The organism is Streptomyces sp. NPDC093801 (genome assembly GCF_040701585.1).
Lineage (GTDB): Bacteria > Actinomycetota > Actinomycetes > Streptomycetales > Streptomycetaceae > Streptomyces.
On record NZ_JBFBDP010000020.1, the window covers coordinates 138,746 to 157,902 of the forward strand.

A 19,157-nucleotide genomic window follows, 5' to 3' on the forward strand; every position below is an offset into this window, starting at 1 on the left:
CGTGGCCGCCGGTCCGCCGGAGCACCTCACCCGTCGCAGGTGAGGAAGGGCCGCGCGGGTGTCGGCGGGGTCACAGCATGTGCAGTTCGCGGGCGCGTTCCACCGCGTCGCGCCGGCGGGAGACGCACAGCTTGCGGTAGATCCCGCGCAGGTGGGTCTTGACGGTGTTGACGGACAGCTGGAGCTCGGCGGCCACCTCGTCGGTGGACATCATCCGCGCCACCTGCTGGAGCACCTCCCGCTCACGGGGGCTCAGCTCCTCGACCACCGGTCGGTCGGCGGGTGCGTGCGGGGTGCCGAGCCACGCGTAGGAGCCGCTGCGCCCGTCGAGGCCGGCGGCCAGGTGCCGCACCCAGGGTCCGGCCTCCGTGAACGGCCGCCGGAGACCCTCGGGGCGTGCGGTGTCGAGGGCCTGGACGAGCAGGTCGCGCGCCGTGTCCTCGTGTCCGTCGAGGAGCGCCTGGTGGGCGCGGAGCAGCAGCAGTCGGACCCGGTCGGGCACGGTCACCGCGCCGGACTCCTCCGCGGTCTCGATCAGTTGCAGGGCCTGTACGGGGTGGTCGGCGGCGGCACGGACCTGTGCCAGGGCCACCGTGTGCGAGGGCGGCGCCCCGTCCGCCCCGACGTGGTCCAGGGCGGTGGCCGCCGCGTCGACGTCCCCCCGGGCCAGGGCCGCGGTGGCGTGGGCGACGGCCAGGCGCGCGGCCGGCCCCGGCGAGGCGGCGGACGCGCCGTCGAGGTGGCCGTCGAGGTGGGTGCGGGCGGCGTCCCAGCCGCCCCGGGCGATCTCCAGCTGGGCCCGGAGCACCGACCGCTCGATGAGGAGGTCGGGGTCGCGCCGCGTGTCGGGCAGCAGGTCCGCCTGGTCGAGGTGCCCGGCCGCCGCGGCGAGTTCCTCCCGTTCGAGGGCCACGGCGGCGAGCGCCAGGCCCGCCGCGCCGGAGCGGTGGGACTCCGGGATGCCGTGCTGGTCGGCGAGGGCCAGGGCGGCGGCGCCGTGCTCCTCGGCCCGGGTCAGCTCTCCGGCGGCGGCGTCGGCCAGGGCCAGCCGCCCCAGGCACCGGTGCCGCAGCAGGACCGCGGTGTCTCCGGAGCAGGCCCGGACCGCCTGTTCGAGGAGCTCGCGGGCGGGCTGGAGGCGGCCGCCGCGCAGCCGGGCGCAGGCCTGGCCGTAGAGGCGCAGGGGCTCCAGCTCGGGGTGGCGGGCGCGTTCCTCGGACGGTACGCGGGCCAGGAGCTCGGCCACGCGCTGCGCCTGCTCGTCGGCGGCGCCGGGGGCGGACAGCAGCCGGAGCAGGGCGGCGGTCAGCCCGTCGGCCGGCTCGGCGTCCAGGGCGCCGCCGGGTGCCTCCTCGGCGCGTTCGAGCCGGGAGCGGCAGCCCTCGACGTCCTGGCGGGCCATGCAGCAGGCGGCGGCGACGAGGGCCGCCCTGGCGCCGGGTACGTCCTCGGGCATCCGGGAGAAGGTGTCGGCGGAGGGGGAGGCGCCGGAGCCGGCGAGGAGGGGGACGACCAGCAGGTGCTGGACGGTCTGGGCGGCGGCGAAGCTCCAGTCGCCGCCCGCCGCGGCCTCGTCCACCGCCTCGGCGCTGCGGCCCTGTTCGGCGTACCAGCGGGCCGCGCGGCGGTGCAGCAGGGGTTCCAGCTCGGGCTGCCTGCTGCGCAGGTGGGCGCGCAGGACCTCGGCGAACAGGGGGTGGAAGCGGTACCAGCGGGTGCCGGGCAGCGGTTCCACGAACGCGTGGCAGCGGGCCAGGTCCTGGAGGATGCGGCCGGAGTCGGTCCGGCCGGTGAGGGCCGCGGCGAGGTCGGGGTGGACCCGGTTCAGGATGCCCGTGCGCAGCAGCAGTTCGCGGGCCGGCTCGGGCTGGGCGGCGAGGACCTCGGTGAGGAGGTAGTCGGAGACCGCCTGCTCGGAGGCGGTGAAGGAGCGGGCGAAGGCGGCGGGGTCGGCGGAGCGCGCCATGGCGAGCGCGCACAGGCGCAGTCCCGCGGCCCAGCCCTCGGTGTGCTCCAGGAGGAGGTCCACGAGGTGGTCGTCGGGGGCCGCCCCCTGACCGCGCAGCAGTTGGACCGCCTCGCTGCGGGTGAACGCCAGGTCGTGCTCGCGGATCTCGTGGACGCGGTCCTCGGCCCGGTAGCGGTGCAGCGGCAGCGGCGGGTCCTCCCGGCTGATGAGGACCAGCCGCAGGGCCGGGCCGGCGTGCTCGGAGACGAACCGCAGTCCTTCGGGGACGGCGCTGCCCGGGGCCTTGTCGAGCCCGTCGACGACCAGCACGAGCGGGGCGGGGGCGAGTTCGAGCGCGGAGGCGAGGCGGACCAGCAGTGAGCGGTCGACGTCGTCCGCGCAGACGGGTGTGCCGAGGTCGTCCTCGGCCAGGGCCCCGGAGCGCCGGAGCCCTTCGACGACGTAGGCCCAGAAGACGCCCGGGGTGTCGTCCTCGTCCAGGGTCACCCAGACCACCGGGTCGGCGGCGGACGCGGACCGGGCCCAGGAGGCGGCCAGCGCGGTCTTGCCGACCCCGGGCGCTCCGGTGATCAGCGTCAGCGGTCCCCGGGTGCCCAGGGCGAGCCGGTTCAGCAGCCGCGGCCGGCGCACCAGGCCGGGGGCGTGGAAGGGCACGGCGAGCTTGGCGGCCAGCAAGGGGTCGCCGGTCAGAGGCACGGTCATGAGGTCATACCCCCGGTGGGGCGGCTCGTCATGGCCCGGGCCTCCTCCGGCCCCTGGTGTCCGTGTCCGCGCCCCGCCGCCGGAGCCGCTGCCGAGCGGTGGCGGGGCTCCGAGCAGTGCCCCTCCATGGTCACGTCCCGCCGTCTTGATCGCACGCCGCGCACATCGCCCGGCCCGGGCGATGCGGACCCGGCGCGCGCGGGGGCCAATGGAGGGGTCGTGGTGTGTCGCGGAGTGTCGCGGAGTGTCGCGGAGTGGAGGTGGGCTGCGTGAGCATGCACGCCAAGGCCCGGTTGGCGCTGCTGGCGGGCGCGGCGGCGCTGGTCGTCATGCTGGTCTTCGCCGGGCTGCGCGGCATCGTCCTGGTGGCGGTGGGGCTGGCCGGGGTGGCCGTCACGGCGGCGGCCGTCTGGCTGTTCCTGGCCCACCGCGGGCCGGTGCGCTGGATGGCCCTGGTCCTCGCCGTGGCGTCGCCCGTCGCCGTGGTCGTCTCGTACGTGCGCGCGGAGCTGCTGTGGGTGGCGCTGTGCGCGGTGGCCCTGTGGGGGCTGGCCGTGGCGGCGGGGCGCTCGGCCCTGGCCGACGAGGGCCGTTCCCGAATGCCCGGGCGTCCGGCACGGCCGCCGCGGCACCCCTTCCTGATCATGAACCCGCGGTCGGGGGGAGGGAAGGTCGGCGCCTTCGGCCTCCGTGAGAAGGCCGAGGCGCTCGGCGCCGAGGTGGTCCTGCTCGACCCCGACCGCCACGAGGACGTCGCCGAGCTCGCGCGCCGCGCCGTGGACCGCGGCGCCGATCTCGTCGGGGTCGCCGGGGGCGACGGCACCCAGGCCCTGGTCGCCGCCGTCGCCGCCGAGCGGGGGGTGCCGTTCCTGGTCATCAGCGCCGGCACCCGCAACCACTTCGCGATGGACCTCGGGCTGGACCGGCGCGACCCGTCGACCTGCCTGGACGCCCTCACCGACGGCGTCGAGCTGCGGGTGGACCTCGGCCGCGTCGGCGACCGCGCCTTCGTCAACAACGCCTCCTTCGGCACGTACGCCGAGGTGGTCCAGAGCCCCGCGTACCGCGACGACAAGATCCGTACGACGCTGAGCCTGCTGCCGGACCTGCTGGCGCACCACACCGGCCCCCGGCTGACGGTGCGCGCCGGGGGCTCCGCGGTCGACGCCCCGCAGGCCGTCCTGGTCAGCAACAACCCCTACGGGACCGGCGACACGGCGGGCCTGGGCCGGCGCAGCCGGCTCGACACGGGCGTCCTCGGCGTCCTCGCGATCAAGGTGAACAACGCCGCCCAGGCCGCGGGGGTCCTGCGCGGCGCACGCGCCACGGGGCTGACCTCGCTGACCGCCCGCGAGGTGGAGGTGGATTCCGACGCTCCGCAGGTGCGCGTCGGCATCGACGGCGAGGCGATCATGCTGCCGGCCCCCGTGCGCTGCCGCGTCGAGCCCGGCGCGCTGCGCGTCGTGGTGCCCAGGCACCGGCCGGGGAACCGCGCCGGCGTCCCGATGGACTGGGCCGGTGTGCGCCGGCTGGCCCTGACGATGGGCCGGGCGGCGGGCCGCCGCCCGTCGGAGCCGCCCGCCGGGCCCGCAGGCGCCGCCCGGACGGCGGCCGGTGCGGCCGCGGCCCGCGAGCGGCACTGGCACTGGCACCGCTCACCCGACCGGGCGCCCGTCGACTACATGGGCGCCGTCTACGGGTCGATGCTGGCCGCCTCCGTCATCGTCGGCGCCGGCGTGCCGGGCGGCCCCTACCCGCGGGTGGCGCTGGCCGTGCTGCTGCTGTGCACGGGCCTGGTGTTCTGGGCCGCGCACGTCTACGCGCACGTGTTCGGCATCTCGCTGACCAACGGTCACCTGACCTGGCGCGAGTTCCGGACGGTGTGCAGGGACGAGCGGTCCCTCGTCGAGGCCGCGGTGCCCCCGGCCGCCGCCGTGGCGCTCGGCCCCCTGTTCGGGCTGGACCTCAAGGGGACGGTGTGGCTGGCGCTCGGCGTGGCCCTGTGCGGCCAGATCGGGTGGGCCGTCGCCGGGGCGGTGCGCACGGGGGCGCCGCGCCGTCTGGTCGTCGTGTCCGCCGTGGTCAACCTGGTGCTGGGCGCCGTCATCGTGGCCGCCAAGTCGGCGCTGTCCCACTGAGGAGCCGGGGCGCCCGGGCGCGCCCATCCGTGTGCACACCGCAGCCCGCGGCACCGCGTGCCCGTCATCCGGGGCGGCGTGGTCCATGCTGTTCACCCGGAACGGGTGTGGGTCGGGCAGGAGGCAGGGATGGACGCGACGGGCTCCGCACCCGGCAGCACCCCGCCGGCCGGACCCCCGTCCCCCGGGACCGCGGCACCCCGGCGCATCCGGCGGGGCCGGGCGGCGCTGGTCGTGGCCCTGCGGTGCGTGACCACGGTCACGATCCTCGTCGCCGCGTACTTCCTGCTGCCCTTCACCCGGCGCAACGTCGACGCCACCAACCTCACCCTCGGGCTGAGCGCGGTCACGGCCGTCTTCGCCCTGCAGATCCGGTCGATCGCCCGCTCCGACCACCCGAGGCTGAGGGCGGTCGAGGCGCTCGCGACCACGATGCCGCTGTTCCTGCTGCTGTACTCGACGACGTACTACCTCCTCCAGGAGTCCTCGCCCGGCAGCTTCAGCGAGTCCCTCACCCGTACCGACGCCCTGTACTTCACCCTCACCGTCTTCAGCACCGTCGGCTTCGGGGACATCGTGCCCCTCACCGAGTCCGCGCGGGTGGTGGTGATGACGCAGATGGTGGTCAACGTCCTGGCGCTCGGCGTGGCCACGCGGATCCTGTTCGGCGCGGTGGAGTCGGCCGTCCGGCGCCAGACCTCCGGCACCCGGGACCGGGGCTAGCGTCCGGGGGCGGAGCCGGCACCGGGCCCCGAATCACCCGTCACGGGTGAAGGCACCGTCACCCCGCGCACCGATCCTGAAGACGATCGGCGGGGGCCGCCCCGCCCGCACATCGCTGTGCTGGAAGAAGGAGGCGCACGATGGAGAGCCAGCTCCTCGCCTACGACTACCCCCTGTTGGGTGCGTTCTGGACGGTCCTGTGGATCTTCCTGTGGGTGCTGTGGTTCATGTTGCTGTTCCGCATCATCATCGACATCTTCCGGGACGACGGAATGGGCGGATGGGGAAAGGCCGGCTGGCTGATCTTCGTGGTGTTCCTGCCCTTCCTCGGCGTCCTGGTCTACATCATCGCCCGCGGCAAGGGCATGGGAGCCCGCGAGATCAAGCACGTCCAGGAGCAGCGGGCCGACATGGACGCCTACATCCGCGAGACGGCCGGCGGATCCCGCAGCCACGTCGACGAACTGGCCAAGCTGTCGCAGCTCCGGGCCAACGGGGACATCACAGACGCCGAGTACGAGCGGGCCAAGGAGAAGATCCTGCGCTAGCGCGCGCCCCTCGGACCGGCCGGCCGGGCCCCAGGCACCGGCCCGTGAACAAGAAGGGTCACCATGGCACACACACCGACCACGCCACGCGGCCATTCCGACACGACCCTGGCGGCCGCCGGAGGACTGGTGGTATTCGCCGCCGTGATGCTGATCATCACCGGAGTGCTCGGGATCTGCCGCGGCATCATGGGCATCGTCGAGGACGAGGTGTTCGTCCACACGCCGAACTACGTCTTCCAGTTCGACCTGACCACCTGGGGATGGCTGCACCTGATCTTCGGCATCATCGCCGTCCTCGTGGGGCTCGCCCTCTTCAAGGCCCCCCTGTGGGCGCGGATCGCGGGGATCGCCATCGCGGCCCTCGTCATCCTCGTGAACTTCCTGTCCCTGCCCTACTACCCGTTCTGGGCGATCATCTCCATCGCCCTCAGCGGCTTCATCATCTGGGCGCTGTGCATCATCTCCCCGGAGGACATGCAGACGGGGCCCTGAGCCCCGGCCGGGGCGGTGCCCACACCCCACACCACCGCCCTCCCCTCCCCCGCGCCCCAGGGCGCCGGACGCCGGTACGCGGCCGGCCGCGTACCGGCGCCGCGCGTTGAAAGGGGGTCACCCCTGGGGGGCGGGGGCCCCGCCGGGTGAACGGGGCTGGACGGTAGGGATCCGGTGGGTGAAGAACAGTGCGAGGAGCGCGGTGACGGCGAGGATCCCGAGCGCGGCGCGCAGACCGTCGAGCCGCGCCTTGGCATTGGCCTCCAGGGCCGCCTCGGACACCTGGGGACTCGCGCCCGCCTGGTCCAGGGCGGCCTTGAGGTCGGCGTCGGAGAGGAAGGGGACCCCGCTCTGGAGCTGGGCGGACGCCTGGGTCTTGACCGTGTCCGGGACCGCCGGGTTCTGCTCGATGCTGGTGAGGAACGAGGTCGTGAGCACCGCGAGCATGACCGAACCGGCGAGCGCCGTCCCGATCGAGGCACCGAGGTTGGTCACGGAGTTCTGCACGCCGCCGACCTCGGCGCTCCGCTCGTTCGGCACGGCGGACACGGTCACCGAACCCAGCTGGGAGGCCAGCGCGCCCATGCCGAGGCCGATCAGCAGCAGCGGGAGGGTCACGATCTCGGGGCCCGCGTCGAGGTCGAGGGCGGCCATCAGGACCACCGCTCCGGCAAGCAGCGCCAGGACGCCGAGGCGCACCACCCGGCGCGGTGAGGCGTTCGGCAGCAGTTTCGGGATCAGGACCGCCGCGGCCATCAACGTCACCGACAGCGGCAGGATGTGCACCCCGGTGGACAGGGCCGACAGGCCGAGCGCGACCGACAGGTACAGCGGGACGAGGAAGAACACCCCCATCTGCACCAGGTACTGGAAGAAGAACATCGTCAGCCCCCCGGTCAGCTGCCGGTTGCCCATCAGGCCCGGGTCCACGAGGGGCTCCCGGCCGCTCCGGGCGACGCGGCGCTCCCAGCCGAGGAAGACCCAGACCAGGAACAGACCGGCCCCGATCAGCCACGCCGCCGGCGAGATCCCGAGCCAGGAGGGCCCGTCGGCCTTCGGCAGGAACCAGCCCCACACCCCGGACCGCAGCACGCCGAAGACGAAGAGGCCCAGGCCGAGGACGGACAGCAGGGCGCCGACGAGGTCGATGGAGGGCCGGGCCTCGGCCGGGGCGTCGGCCACGCGCCGGGAGAGCAGCAGGATGACGATCACGAGGACCACCTCGCCGGCGAAGACCCAGCGCCACGAGAAGTAGGTCGTCGCCAGCCCTCCGATCAGCGGCCCGACGGCGATCGCGACGGCACCGGCCGCGGTGACCAGGCCGTACGCGGCAGGCCGCCGTTCGGGGGCGAAGTTCTGGGCGACCAGGGCCACGATGGCGGGCAGGATCAGGGCCGCCCCGATGCCCTCCAGGAACGACCAGCCGAGCAGCAGCACGGTCAGGTTCGGGGCGATCGCGGTCGTGAACGACCCGCAGCCGTACACCACGCCGCCGATCATGAACGCCCGCTTGCGGCCGATCAGCGCCCCGACCTTCCCGCCGGGGATCATGAACATCGCCATGACGAGGGTGTAGGCGGTGATGGCGCCCTGGATCCCCGTCACCGTCGAGCCCACGTCCTGCGCGACGGTCGCGATGGAGACGTTCATGACCGAACTGTCCAAGGCCATCAGGAACTGCGCGGACGCGAGCGCCAGCAGGGTGGTCCGAGGGGACGTCGGACGCGGTGGGGTGCCTCCGGAAGCCATGCGGGCCAGCATCCCAGCCACCCGCGGCCGCCCGGCGGCGACGCGCCCGCGCCGGCCCTCGGGCCCCCGCCGACGGCCCTGGGCCCCCATCGGCCCGGAAACGGACCAAGGCCGTACCGGATGATTCCGATACGGCCTCTGACCTGCGTACTCGCAAGTCGGGACGACAGGATTTGAACCTGCGACCCCTTGACCCCCAGTCAAGTGCGCTACCAAGCTGCGCCACGTCCCGATGCCGCTGACCTGGGGTTTCCCCCGGCTGAACCGGCATGAGAACCATACCGCACTTCCACGGGTGGTCGCGCGCACCTTTCCCCGGACGGCCGGATCCGGCGGCCGGACGGCGGACGCTTGACCTCAAGTCCACTTGAGGTCACATGGTTCCTGTATGACACACGCAACCGCGGAGGACGTCTTCCGCTACGAGGACCTGGGCCGCCTGATGGCCCTCATGACCGGGGACGAGAAGCACGGACCCGCCGCCACCTCCACCCTGGACGTGCTGTGGGTGCTGTACGACCGCGTGCTGCGGGTCGGGCCCGCGAGCGCCGAGGAGCCCGGACGGGACCGGTTCCTCCTGTCGAAGGGGCACGGGCCCATGGCCTACTACGCCGTGCTCGCCGCCAAGGGGTTCTTCCCCGTGGACTGGCTGCCCGGCTTCGGCACCTTCGACTCCCCCCTCGGCCACCACCCCGACCGTGTGCTGGTGCCCGGCGTGGAGATCGCCAGCGGCTCCCTCGGGCACGGCCTGCCGCTCGCCGTCGGCAGTGCGCTCGGGCTGCGGGCACAGGGGCTCGACGACCCCGCCGTGTGGGTGCTGATCGGGGACGCGGAGCTCGACGAGGGCAGCAACCACGAGGCCATCGCCTACGCGGGCTCGGCGGGCCTGGAGGCCCTGCACGCCGTGGTCGTCGACAACGACTCGGCCACCCACGGCTGGCCCGGCGGGATCGCCTCCCGCTTCGAGGCGGCGGGCTGGAGCACCGCCACCGTCGACGGGCGCGACCACGCGGCGCTGCACGCCGCCTTCACCGCACCTCATCCGGGCCGGCCGCACGCCGTCGTCGCCCGCGTCGAGAAGAAGTTCTGAGGGGGATGGGATCCATGGACACCATGCGGGAGCGGTTCGTCTCGGTCACGTCGGAGGTGCTCGACGAGGACTTCCGGCTGGCGCTCGTGCTCGCCGAGATCACCATGGACGGGTTCCGGCCCGCGCAGCGGCGCCATCCCGACCGCGTGATCAACGTCGGGATCCGGGAGCAGCTGCTCGTGGGCGTGGGCGGCGGCCTGGCCCTGACCGGGATGCGGCCGGTGGTGCACACCTTCGCCAGCTTCCTGGTGGAGCGGCCGTTCGAGCAGGTCAAGCTGGACTTCGGGCACCAGGGCACGGGCGGGGTCCTGGTCAGCTCCAGCGCGAGCTACGACTGGCCGGCCGGCGGGTACACCCACATGGCCCCGGGGGACGTGGCCCTGCTGGACACCCTCGACGGCTGGACCGTACACGTGCCCGGCCACCCCGACGAGGCGGAGGCCCTGCTGCGGCACGCGTACGCCGCCGGGGACGACCGGGTCTACGTCCGGCTCTCCCAGATGTCGAACGCCGCCCCGCGCCCGGCGGACGGCCGCCCGCGCTTCGAGACCGTGCGGGAGGGGCGCGCGGGCGTGGTCCTCGCCGTCGGCCCGATGCTGGACCACGTCCTCGACGCCACCGAGGGCCTCGACGTCACGGTGCTGTACGCCGCCACCGTGCGCCCCTTCGACGACGCCGGCCTGCGCGCCGCCGCCGGGCGGGCCTCGGCCGACGTGGTCCTGGTGGAGCCGTACCTCGCCGGCACCTCCGCGACGGCCGCCGGGCAGGCGCTGCTCGACGTCCCGCACCGGGTGCTGCCGCTGGGGGTGGGGCGCGCCGAGCTGCGCCGGTTCGGGACGATCGCGGAGCACACCGCCGCCCACGGGCTGGACGCCGGCTCGCTGCGGCAGCGGATCACGGCCTTCCTGCGCTGAGCGGGCGCCCCGGGGCGGGGTGTTCAGGCGGGGAGGTCCCCGGGCTCCTGGAGCAGCTCCACGAGCTCCATGGCGAGGGCCTTGACCGTGGTCAGGCCCGCCAGCCCCCACCGCCGGGGCACCACGTCCACCGCGCACACCGTGCCGAGGACGATGCCCCGCCGGTCGGTGAGCGGCGCCCCCAGGTAGGAGCGGACGCCGCTGCCGTCCACGACGGCGTTGCCCGCGAAGCGGGCGAAGTCCCGTACGTCCTCCAGGACCAGGGCCCGGCGGCGCACCACCACGTGGGGGCAGTAGCCGTGGTCGCGGGGCAGCACCCGCGCCGGGTAGGCGCTCGGCGCCGCGTGCGGCCCGTGGTGCAGTCCGGCGAAGAACTGGCGGTCTTCGCCGACGAAGTTGACGCCCGCGTACGGGGCGTCGAGGGTCTGGGCGACGCGGCGGGCGAAGGCGTCGAGCTCGGCGTCCGCCCGCTGGCCCAGGTTCATCTCGCGCAGCCGGACGGCCCGCGCGGGAGCCTCCCGGTCCACGGGGGTGAGCAGCAGGTGGCCGGTCGATTCGTAGCGGTTCACGGTGGTTCCCCCGGTGTGAAGTGGTGTGCGTACGGATGCTGTGCTGCCGGACCCGCCTCCGCGGCGCGCGGGCCGCCGGACAGCAGGTGGTGGACGAGGGCGGCGAGCGTGCCCGTCCCGGAGCCGGTGAGGCGCGCGTCGCAGCGGACGACGGGCACCCGGGGCCCGAGCCCCACCGCCCGGCGGACCTCCTCGACGGTGTAGCGGTGGCCGCCGTCGAACTCGTTGACGGCCAGGACGAAGCCGATGCCGCGCCGTTCGAAGAAGTCCACGGCGGGGAAGCAGTCGGCGAGGCGCCGGGTGTCGACGAGGACGACGGCGCCGAGCGCGCCCGCGCAGAGCTCCTCCCACAGGAACCAGAAGCGCTGCTGGCCGGGCGTGCCGAACAGGTAGAGGATGTGCCGGTCGTCGAGGGTGAGGCGGCCGAAGTCCAGGGCCACCGTGGTCGCCGTCTTGGCCTCCACCCCGTCGAGCGCGTCGGCGGCCCCGCTCAGCCCGCTCAGCAGTTCCTCCGTGCAGAGCGGCTCGATCTCGCTGACCGCGCCCACGAAGGTGGTCTTGCCCGCCCCGAACCCGCCCGCGACCAGGATCTTCAGGGTCGCGGGCAGGACCGGGGCCTCAGAGCCGTCGGCGCAGGCCATCGAGCACCGCCCTCAGCAGGCACTGGTCGTCGGCGGCGAAGGATCCGCCGCCGCCCGGGAACCGCGGTGCCTGCGCCCGTACGGCCCCGAACCCCATCAGGTCGGACAGCAGGACCTTGACCACTCCCGCCGGGAGCCGCAGGTGGCCGGCCACCTCGGCGACCGTCACCGCCGGCGCGGCCGTGCAGCAGCGCAGGGCGAGGGTGTGGTCGGCGCCGAGCGGGACCCTGGGCCGGACCCCGGTGGCGCTCACCAGGGACAGCAGGTCGAGGGCGACGGCGGGCCGCGTGCGGCCCCCGCTGGCCGTGTACGGGCGCATCACCCGGCCGGCCGAGTCGTCGAGCCAGGGCGTGTCGCGCAGTGCCCCGGACCCGGTTCCGTGAGCCCCCCCGGCCCAGACCCTCATCGCCCGGCGCCGGTGTCGGCGCCGGGACGGCGGGGCGGGGCCGCCAGGTACGGCCGTACGCTCTTGACCAGCATCGCCATCTCGTAGCCGAGGACCCCCGCGTCGGCCTCCCGGTCGGCGAGGACGGCCAGGCAGGTGCCGGAGCCGGCCGCGGAGACGAAGACGAGCGCGGTGTCGAGCTCGACGACGACCTGGCGGACCTCCGCGCCGTCGCCGAAGCGGGCGCCGGCGCTGCGGCCGAGGGAGTACAGGCCGGAGGCGAGGGCCGCCATGTGGTCGGCGCTGTCGGGGTCCAGGCCGTGCACGCAGGTGACGAGCCCGTCGTTGGTCAGCAGCACCGCGGCGCGCGTGTACGGGACGCGCTGGACCAGTCCGCCGAGCAGCCAGTCGAGATCCGAGAGGCTGCCTGTCTTCGTCTGCGTCGCCACTTCGCCGGCCATGGGGGTGTGCTCCTCGCTGGGGTTGGTGCGGGTGTTCGGTCGGGGGGTCATGTCTGCCGCTCCGACGACCGGGCGAGGCCGAAGCCCCGCTGGAAGGCCGCCATCAGGCCGGGGTCGTGCACGGGCGGTTCGGCGTCCCCGCCGGCCCGGCGGGGGGCGGGGGCCTCGCGCAGCTGCGGCGCGAGGTGCGTCTGGGCCAGGCGCCGGGGCAGCGGCGGACGGTCGTCGCGGTCCCCCCGTGCGGCGGGCACCCGGTGCGGGAGGGCGAGGGGGTACCCGTCGTCCGCGTCGGCGCCCCGCGCCCACACCGGCCCCCGGCCGGCCTCCGCGCGCCCGGCCGGGGCGGCGAGCCCCTCCGGGGAGGCCGGGACCAGGCCGAGTTCCAGGGCGTGGACGGGGCCGGCGGCGGGGGCGGCGAGGAGGGCGGGCTCCACCGGCGCCGGCGAGCCGACCGGGGTGGGCGCGGCCGGGGCGGGGGCGGCCGGGGCGGTGAGGCGGGCCGGTTCCGGGTGCGGGGTCGTCTCGGCGGTGCCCCAGGAGGTGGGGCGGGAGCCGTCCAGGGCGTCGGCGGCGTTCGGGGCCTCCGCGCCCAACAGGCCCTGGGGCAGGACGAGGACGGCGAGGACGCCGCCGTAGATGTTGGTCTTCAGCTCGACGGCGATCCCGTGCCGCCGGGCCAGCGCCGAGACCACGAACAGGCCGATCCGCCCGTCGGCCAGCAGGTGACGCACGCTGACCTGGTCGGGGTCGCCCAGCAGGGTGTTCATCCGGTTCTGCTCCTGCGGCGGCATGCCCAGCCCGCGGTCCTCCACCTCCACCGCGATCCCGGAGGTGACCCGCTCGGCCCGCACCACCACGTCGGTGTCGGGAGCGGAGAACACCGTGGCGTTCTCGACGAGTTCGGCCAGCAGGTGCACCACGTCGGCGACGGCGTGCCCGCGCACGGTGCCGCCCGCGGGGGGCACCACCTTCACGCGCGTGTACTGCTCCACCTCGGCGACCGAGGAGCGCAGCACCTCGCTCAGGTCGATCGGCCGCGTCCACTGGCGCCGGGACGCGGCGCCGCCCAGCACCGCGAGGTTCTCGGCGTGCCGGCGGATGCGGGTGGCGAGGTGGTCGACGTGGAAGAGCTCCTTGAGCAGGTCGGGGTCCTCGACCGTGTCCTCCAGCTCGTCGAGGAGCGAGATCTCGCGGTGCACCAGCGACTGAAGGCGGCGCGCGAGGTTGACGAAGACCTCGACCTTGCGGTCGCTGTCGCTCGGCGCGGCCGGCGCCGCGAGCCGCAGGAGCGTCGCGTGCGCCTGCTCGCGGGCGCCGCGCAGCTCCTGCGCGAGCAGCCAGAACTCGTCCACTCCGGCCGGGCCGGCCTCCGGCGGCGGGGCGACCCGGGCCGCCCGCACGGGACGCCCCGGCTGCTCCCCCCGCTCCAGGCGCTCGGCGGCCGTGCGCAGCTCCTGGCGGCCGCGCATGCTGGAGCGCCGCAGCGCCTCGCACCGGTCCCGCACGGCCTTGGCGCCGCGCCGGGCGCCGAGCAGGGCGGCGGCCAGGGCCCCCACGGCCAGCAGGGCGCAGCCCGCGAGGACCGGCCACAGCTGCGCGTCGCGCTCCCCCGCTCCCCCGCCGAGCTGCAGGGTGAAGATCACCGCGGCGGTGCCGCTGAGCCCGGCGGCGAGCGTGGGCAGGACGGCGGCGCGGACCAGCTGGGGGCCTATCTGCCGGCCGGGGCCCGTGGCGGCGTGTCTCGACGGGGCGTGGCGGGCGGCGCGGAGTCCGGACATCGGCGTCCTCGGTACGTGGGGCCCGGCCCCCGGTTCCAGTTCCCGGGGTCCGGTGTTGATCACCGGATACCCACGCTAGACCGCACGCTCCCGCGGCCGTTGCCCAGTTGGGGAACTTCGCGGGGGTGCTTCCCGCTCCCGATGGAGCGCTCGCACGACAGCCCGAATGCGCCGGGAGCGCGTACGCCCGTGCAGGTCGGGGCGTACGCGCTCCCGGACTGCGGGGGCCGCGGCGGCGTCGTGCTAGGAGCCCACGGCCTCCGGCTCGCCGAGTCCGGCCGAGGGTGCCGGGGCGGGCTCGGAGGCGCCCGTCGCGGCGGGGGCCGGGCCGGCGGCGGAGGTCGCGGCGCCCGTGACGAAGGGACGCCACCAGGCCTCGGCCGGGGCGTCGGCCGCGCCCGGCTCGAAGGGCTGGCCCGGGATCGGCAGGGCGACGGCCGCCCCGGCCGCCCCGGCGGCGGCGAGCGTGCCCTCGCCGGGCTCGTCCCACGGGTGGGGGGCCAGGTTGAAGGTGCCCCAGTGGATCGGCAGCATGGTGCCCGCCGGGACGCCGCCCTGGAGGTCGAGGTGGGCCCGCATGCCCTCCTCGGGCGTCATGTGGATGTCGGGCCAGTACTCCGAGTAGGCACCGATCTGGATCATCGTGGCGTCGAAGGGGCCGTGCTCGGCGCCGATCTCCTCGAATCCGGGGAAGTAGCCGGTGTCCCCGCTGTGGAAGATCCGGTGCTCCTCGCCCGCGACCACCCAGGAGGCCCACAGGGTGAACTGCTGGTTGCGCAGGCCGCGCCCGCAGAAGTGGCGGGCCGGGGTGGCGGTGAGCGAGAGGCCGGCGACCTCGGTGGACTCGTTCCAGTCCAGCTCCCGCAGCCGGCTCGCCGGCACGCCCCAGTGCTCCAGGTGCGCGCCGACACCCAGCGGGACGGCGAAGACCGTGTCGGTGCCGGCCAGCGCCTTGATGGTGGGCAGGTCCAGGTGGTCGTAGTGGTCGTGGGAGATGACCACGACGTCGACCTCGCCGAGCGAGGCCAGCGGCACCGGTACGGGGTGCAGGCGCTTGGGCCCCGCGAAGGGGAAGGGGGAGCAGCGCTCGCCCCAGACGGGGTCGAAGAGGACCCGGCGGCCGTCGATCTCGGCGAGCACGCTGGAGTGCCCCATCCAGGTCAGGCGCAGCCCGCTGACGGGGGGCTTGGCCAGCTCGGCGAGGGTGGTGGGGTAGACGGGGATCGGCGCGCCGGGGTTGCGCCGGATCCGCTGCTCCTTGTGGAAGTAGATCTTGGCGAACTCCAGCATCGAGCCGGAAGGCCTGGTCCGGGCCCCCACCGGGTTCTGGAAGACGCCGTCGGCGAAGTGGGGCGAGCGCAGGATGCGCTCCAGCCGCGCGCCGGACGGGTCCGCGCCGAAGGCTTCGGGCCGCAGGGCGCGCAGCCGGGGACGCAGGGGAAGGGAGCCGGTCAAGGCGCCTCCTGGGTAGTGCGGGCGGGGTGGGACGGGCGTACGCCCCGACCATCCCAACGCGCACCGGCTTCCCAGGATTCCGCCCGGCCGCGTCCCGGCGGCCCGCCCGGTCCCGCGGCGGGCCCCGCGCGGGGGACCCGCGGCGGGCCCGGCCGGGTGCCGGGCCCGGCCGTGCGGGCTACAGCGGGAGCAGGTCCGGGCGCTTGGCCTCGACGTTGTCGCCGGAGGACTCCCCGCGCAGCCGGCGCCCGATCCAGGGCACGAGGTGCTCGCGGGCCCACTGGATGTTGTCCCGGGTGACGTCCACGGAGCCGCGCGGCGCGGCCGGCGGCCAGGGCTGGTCCGGGTCGGCCGGGACCTCGTAGCCGAGGACCTGCGCGGCGCGCAGCGCGACGCGGGTGTGGCCCTCGGGCGAGAGGTGGAGGCGGTCGCCGTCCCAGGCCCGGCGGTCCTGTACGGTCTTCAGCGACCAGAGGTCGAGCACCGGGCAGCCGTAGCGGTCGGCGATGGCGCGCACATGGACGTTGTACGTCGCGATCTTGCCCCTCAGGTGCTTGAGGACCGGCACGCCCCGGGTGTCGAAGCCGGTGGTGATCATGACGAGGCCCACGGCACCGGCGAGGTCGGCCACGGCCGCCTCGAACCGGGCCGCCACGTCGTCGGGGTCGCTGCCGGGCCGGATGATGTCGTTGCCGCCCGCACAGAAGGAGACGAGGTCGGGGGCCAGTTCCTTGGCCCGGGGAACCTGCTCCTCCACGATCTGGTCGAGTATTTTGCCCCGTACCGCCAGGTTCGCGTACCGGAAGTCGTGCTCGTCGCGCTGATCCGCCAGGAGCACGGCGAAGCGGTCCGCCCAGCCGAGATACGAATCCCCGGGTCCCGGGTCCCCCACGCCTTCGGTGAAGCTGTCCCCGATCGCCGCGTACGAGCCGATGGTCTTGAGTGTCGTCTTCGTCGCTGCCACGGGAACCCATCCTTCACCCCCGTCGCCAACCTACGCCAACGTAATGAGGGGTTGACGGACCGTGATCTATACCACCCGGGGGATAAGGAATAAGTACACACGGGGCCGGGACCCCCCCTCGGGTCCCGGCCCCGTGCGCGTCGGCGCTCCGCCGCGGGGGTCGTCAGACGTTGACGCCCTTGGAGCGGAGGTAGGCCAGCGGGTCGATGTCGGAGCCGTACGACGGACCCGTGCGGATCTCGAAGTGCAGGTGCGGACCGGTCACGTTGCCGGTGGCGCCGGAGAGCCCGATGGCCTGGCCGGCGCTGACCGCCTGCCCCGTCGAGACGTTCAGCTGGGAGAGGTGGCCGTACTGGGAGTACTTGCCGTCCGCGTGCCGGATGACGACCTCGTTGCCGTACGCACCTCCCCAGCCTGCGGAAACCACGGTGCCCGCGCCGACGGCCCGCACGGTGGTGCCGGTGCTCGCGATGAAGTCGACGCCGGTGTGGTACCCGGAGGACCACATGGCGCCGGGCGTGCGGTACTGGGTGGAGATGCCGCCGCTGACGGGGGCGACGAACCCGGCGGCGCTCGCGGGCGCGGACTGCGCGGCGGGCGCGGACTGGTTCATTCCACGGGAGGGGGCGGCGGAGCCCTTCGGCTCGGCCGCTGCCGCGGCCTGCTCCGCGCCCGATCCGGCGGCGGAGCCGTCGGCCGGAGCGGCGTCGGCCGCACCCTCGTCGGCCGCCGGAGCACCGCTGGAGGACTCCTCGGCCGGCGCCTCAGGCGCCTTCGCGGCAGGGGCCGCGCCCTGCCCGTCGAGGGTCAGGCGCAGGCCCGGGTGGATGAGGGACGGGTCCTCGCCGACGGCCTCCCGGTTGTCGGCGTACAGCCGCTCCCAGCCGCCGGACAGCCCGCGCTCGGCGGCGATCGCCGAGAGGCAGTCGCCCGGCACGACGGTGTAGACGGCGGGGGCGGCGGCGGGCGCGGCCGCCCGGAACGCCGCCGGGGCCTGGGCGGGCGCCGCGGCCGGGGCCACGGCGGCCGGGGCGGCCGCGTGGGCGCCGGCGGCACCCACGAGCGGCAGCGCGAGGACCGCGCCACCCGTCCCGGCGAAGGCGATCCCCCGGGATATGGAACGGGACTTCGGACGGCGGTGCTTACCCTTTCCGGGCATGGCGAATTCCTCTCCGGCGCCTGCGAGGTGAGCTGTCGGGTTCGGACTGGAGATGTCCGGCCGCACGGGAACGTCCGCGGAAGCGGATCACCGGAACGGCTTCACCCCGAGCCGTACCGGAATGGGTCCGGAACGGCGGCCTGCATGGTTCCCCCGCTCCTGCCGCGTGCGTGGTTGGTCGGGTGCGGTTTCCGGGAGGCGGCAGGATGAGGCGGTCCACCCGGATCGCTCGCGAAGGTAATCCAGCGGGACGGCGGCCAACAAGCCGCGAATTCCCTGACGCAATAGCAGGTATGAGGGATCAACGGAATTCCGGTCACCCTGCGTCCATTCCGGACCCGCAACGGCCGCCCCGGCAAAGGAATTCCGATTTCGCGATCAGGCACGCTCGGTCACCGTATGATCTGGCTCACGGGGTTCGGCCCGATCTCACGTCCACCTACGGCAAGTTGGTCCTAACCAGAGCAATTCGGACACGCGGCAGCACGCGGAGGAGAACACGTGACCCAGCAGATACCTCAGGACCTCCCGGCACGGGACGAGCGCACGTCCGAGATGACCGGAGTGCGCAATTTCCGCGATGTGGGCGGTTTGCCGACCACGGACGGACGGAGGGTCAGGTCGGGACGACTCTACCGAAGCGGACATCTGGCACATGCCACCGAAACCGATGCGGCGTTCCTCGCCTCGCTCGGCCTGCACACGGTCTTCGACTTCCGCAACGGCGCCGACCGGGCCACGGAGGGCCCGGACGTGGCGCTGCCGGGCGTGCGCAACGTGAACATCCCCCTCTCGGACCCGGCCGACGGCGGACAGTTCTGGAAGACGGTCCGCGAAGGCGACCTCGACCGGCTCCGCGGCCTCCTGGGCGGGGGCAGGGCGGCCGCCCGCATGGCGGAGTCGTACCGCGAGATGATCCGCGACCGCACCGCCGAGCACGGCCGGGTGCTGCACGCGCTCGCCGAGGACAGCGTCCCGGCCCTGCTGCACTGCGCGGCGGGCAAGGACCGGGCGGGCCTGTCGATCGCCGTCACCCTGCTCGCGCTCGGCGTCGACCGTGAGGCGATCGTGGCGGACTACCTGGAGTCGAACGCCCCGCACAACCGCTACCGGCTCCAGCGCGCCGACGACACGCCCGAGACCCGGTCCCCCGAGGTGACCGGGCTGCTGGCGCCGCTGTTCGACGCCCGCGCCGAGTACCTGGTGGCCGCCTACGAGACCATCGACACGCACTGGGGCGGGATCGAGCGCTACCTCGCCGTGGGCCTCGGGCTCGCCCCGCAGACGCGGGAGCGGCTGCGGGACCGGCTGCTGGACTGACGCGCCCCGGGGCCGGGCGCGGCGGGCACACCGCCGCGCCCGGGCCGGGGCCCAGGGCCGGTCGTCGAAGTCCCGTCGTCGTCCGCAGGGCGGGGCG

16 protein-coding genes, 1 tRNA gene, 1 pseudogene and 1 riboswitch are annotated in these 19,157 nt (G+C 74.8%); of the genes and pseudogenes, 7 read left to right on the top strand and 11 right to left on the bottom strand.

The window, feature by feature from the left end:
- Positions 1-70: 70 nt before the first annotated feature.
- The gene (locus AB0469_RS23760) at positions 71-2,671 is read right to left on the bottom strand and encodes a LuxR C-terminal-related transcriptional regulator (protein ID WP_366453441.1); all 2,601 of its coding nucleotides are present in this window, start codon (positions 2,669-2,671) and stop codon (positions 71-73) included.
- 234 nt (positions 2,672-2,905) lie between these two features.
- On the opposite strand from AB0469_RS23760, the pseudogene AB0469_RS23765 reads away from it, so the two are divergent.
- From AB0469_RS23765 to AB0469_RS23780, 4 genes and pseudogenes are all read left to right on the top strand, one after another.
- Positions 2,906-4,227 (top strand): annotated as a pseudogene (locus AB0469_RS23765) (diacylglycerol kinase family protein); the annotation flags it as partial.
- A 711-nt stretch (positions 4,228-4,938) separates the two neighbouring features.
- Positions 4,939-5,532, top strand: coding sequence for an ion channel (locus AB0469_RS23770; RefSeq protein WP_366453442.1), 594 nt, complete (start codon positions 4,939-4,941; stop codon positions 5,530-5,532).
- A 140-nt stretch (positions 5,533-5,672) separates the two neighbouring features.
- Positions 5,673-6,080, top strand: coding sequence for an SHOCT domain-containing protein (locus tag AB0469_RS23775; protein ID WP_042813531.1), 408 nt, complete (start codon positions 5,673-5,675; stop codon positions 6,078-6,080).
- Positions 6,081-6,143: 63 nt separating this feature from the next.
- Positions 6,144-6,575, top strand: coding sequence for a hypothetical protein (locus AB0469_RS23780; protein WP_366453443.1), 432 nt, complete (start codon positions 6,144-6,146; stop codon positions 6,573-6,575).
- 117 nt (positions 6,576-6,692) lie between these two features.
- Here AB0469_RS23780 and AB0469_RS23785 read toward each other — a convergent pair whose 3' ends face one another.
- Complete coding sequence (locus tag AB0469_RS23785) at positions 6,693-8,414, bottom strand: MFS transporter (protein WP_366453444.1); 1,722 nt, start codon at positions 8,412-8,414, stop codon at positions 6,693-6,695.
- Positions 8,415-8,482: 68 nt separating this feature from the next.
- Positions 8,483-8,556 (bottom strand) — tRNA-Pro (locus tag AB0469_RS23790).
- 156 nt (positions 8,557-8,712) lie between these two features.
- On the opposite strand from AB0469_RS23790, the gene AB0469_RS23795 reads away from it, so the two are divergent.
- Together AB0469_RS23795 and AB0469_RS23800 are read left to right on the top strand one after the other, a co-directional pair.
- Positions 8,713-9,414 (top strand): transketolase, encoded by a 702-nt coding sequence (locus AB0469_RS23795; protein ID WP_366453445.1) that lies wholly within the window; start codon positions 8,713-8,715, stop codon positions 9,412-9,414.
- A gap of 14 nt (positions 9,415-9,428) precedes the next feature.
- Positions 9,429-10,328 carry a transketolase gene (locus AB0469_RS23800; RefSeq protein ID WP_366453446.1) on the top strand — a complete coding sequence of 300 codons (900 nt, stop codon included), beginning with the start codon at positions 9,429-9,431 and terminating at the stop codon, positions 10,326-10,328.
- Positions 10,329-10,351: 23 nt separating this feature from the next.
- Here the strand turns inward: AB0469_RS23800 and AB0469_RS23805 are convergent, their stop codons facing one another.
- The 8 genes from AB0469_RS23805 to AB0469_RS23840 form a co-directional block, all read right to left on the bottom strand.
- Entirely contained in the window at positions 10,352-10,897 is a 546-nt protein-coding gene (locus AB0469_RS23805) for a GAF domain-containing protein (RefSeq protein ID WP_366453447.1), read from the bottom strand.
- Complete coding sequence (locus AB0469_RS23810; RefSeq protein ID WP_366453448.1) at positions 10,894-11,538, bottom strand: ATP/GTP-binding protein; 645 nt, start codon at positions 11,536-11,538, stop codon at positions 10,894-10,896. The genes AB0469_RS23805 and AB0469_RS23810 overlap by 4 nt, the downstream gene beginning before the upstream one ends.
- Positions 11,516-11,944 (bottom strand): DUF742 domain-containing protein, encoded by a 429-nt coding sequence (locus tag AB0469_RS23815; protein ID WP_366453449.1) that lies wholly within the window; start codon positions 11,942-11,944, stop codon positions 11,516-11,518. Before AB0469_RS23815 ends, AB0469_RS23810 begins: the two co-directional genes overlap by 23 nt.
- A complete protein-coding gene (locus AB0469_RS23820; protein ID WP_366453488.1) occupies positions 11,941-12,372 on the bottom strand; it encodes a roadblock/LC7 domain-containing protein in 432 nt (143 codons plus the stop codon). The genes AB0469_RS23815 and AB0469_RS23820 overlap by 4 nt, the downstream gene beginning before the upstream one ends.
- Before the next feature lie 59 nt (positions 12,373-12,431).
- Positions 12,432-14,162, bottom strand: coding sequence for an ATP-binding protein (locus AB0469_RS23825; RefSeq protein ID WP_366453450.1), 1,731 nt, complete (start codon positions 14,160-14,162; stop codon positions 12,432-12,434).
- Between the two features lie 243 nt (positions 14,163-14,405).
- A complete protein-coding gene (locus AB0469_RS23830) occupies positions 14,406-15,617 on the bottom strand; it encodes an MBL fold metallo-hydrolase (protein ID WP_366453451.1) in 1,212 nt (403 codons plus the stop codon).
- Positions 15,618-15,795: 178 nt separating this feature from the next.
- Complete coding sequence (locus AB0469_RS23835) at positions 15,796-16,581, bottom strand: SGNH/GDSL hydrolase family protein (RefSeq protein WP_366453452.1); 786 nt, start codon at positions 16,579-16,581, stop codon at positions 15,796-15,798.
- A gap of 163 nt (positions 16,582-16,744) precedes the next feature.
- Complete coding sequence (locus AB0469_RS23840; RefSeq protein ID WP_366453453.1) at positions 16,745-17,740, bottom strand: LysM peptidoglycan-binding domain-containing M23 family metallopeptidase; 996 nt, start codon at positions 17,738-17,740, stop codon at positions 16,745-16,747.
- Between the two features lie 4 nt (positions 17,741-17,744).
- Positions 17,745-17,931: riboswitch (cyclic di-AMP (ydaO/yuaA leader) on the bottom strand.
- Between the two features lie 364 nt (positions 17,932-18,295).
- Between AB0469_RS23840 and AB0469_RS23845 the strand changes: the two genes are divergently transcribed.
- Positions 18,296-19,060 carry a tyrosine-protein phosphatase gene (locus tag AB0469_RS23845; RefSeq protein ID WP_366453489.1) on the top strand — a complete coding sequence of 255 codons (765 nt, stop codon included), beginning with the start codon at positions 18,296-18,298 and terminating at the stop codon, positions 19,058-19,060.
- Positions 19,061-19,157: the final 97 nt, after the last annotated feature.

What these genes read in the sequence shown, in the direction of transcription:
- AB0469_RS23760 (WP_366453441.1), bottom strand. Translation starts at nt 2,671, where the DNA reads ATGACCGTGCCTCTGACCGGCGACCCCTTGCTGGCCGCCAAGCTCGCC.
- AB0469_RS23770 (WP_366453442.1), top strand. Translation starts at nt 4,939, where the DNA reads ATGGACGCGACGGGCTCCGCACCCGGCAGCACCCCGCCGGCCGGACCC.
- AB0469_RS23775 (WP_042813531.1), top strand. Translation starts at nt 5,673, where the DNA reads ATGGAGAGCCAGCTCCTCGCCTACGACTACCCCCTGTTGGGTGCGTTC.
- AB0469_RS23780 (WP_366453443.1), top strand. Translation starts at nt 6,144, where the DNA reads ATGGCACACACACCGACCACGCCACGCGGCCATTCCGACACGACCCTG.
- AB0469_RS23785 (WP_366453444.1), bottom strand. Translation starts at nt 8,414, where the DNA reads ATGGGGGCCCAGGGCCGTCGGCGGGGGCCCGAGGGCCGGCGCGGGCGC.
- AB0469_RS23795 (WP_366453445.1), top strand. Translation starts at nt 8,713, where the DNA reads ATGACACACGCAACCGCGGAGGACGTCTTCCGCTACGAGGACCTGGGC.
- AB0469_RS23800 (WP_366453446.1), top strand. Translation starts at nt 9,429, where the DNA reads ATGGACACCATGCGGGAGCGGTTCGTCTCGGTCACGTCGGAGGTGCTC.
- AB0469_RS23810 (WP_366453448.1), bottom strand. Translation starts at nt 11,538, where the DNA reads ATGGCCTGCGCCGACGGCTCTGAGGCCCCGGTCCTGCCCGCGACCCTG.
- AB0469_RS23815 (WP_366453449.1), bottom strand. Translation starts at nt 11,944, where the DNA reads ATGAGGGTCTGGGCCGGGGGGGCTCACGGAACCGGGTCCGGGGCACTG.
- AB0469_RS23825 (WP_366453450.1), bottom strand. Translation starts at nt 14,162, where the DNA reads ATGTCCGGACTCCGCGCCGCCCGCCACGCCCCGTCGAGACACGCCGCC.
- AB0469_RS23840 (WP_366453453.1), bottom strand. Translation starts at nt 17,740, where the DNA reads ATGCCCGGAAAGGGTAAGCACCGCCGTCCGAAGTCCCGTTCCATATCC.
- AB0469_RS23845 (WP_366453489.1), top strand. Translation starts at nt 18,296, where the DNA reads ATGACCGGAGTGCGCAATTTCCGCGATGTGGGCGGTTTGCCGACCACG.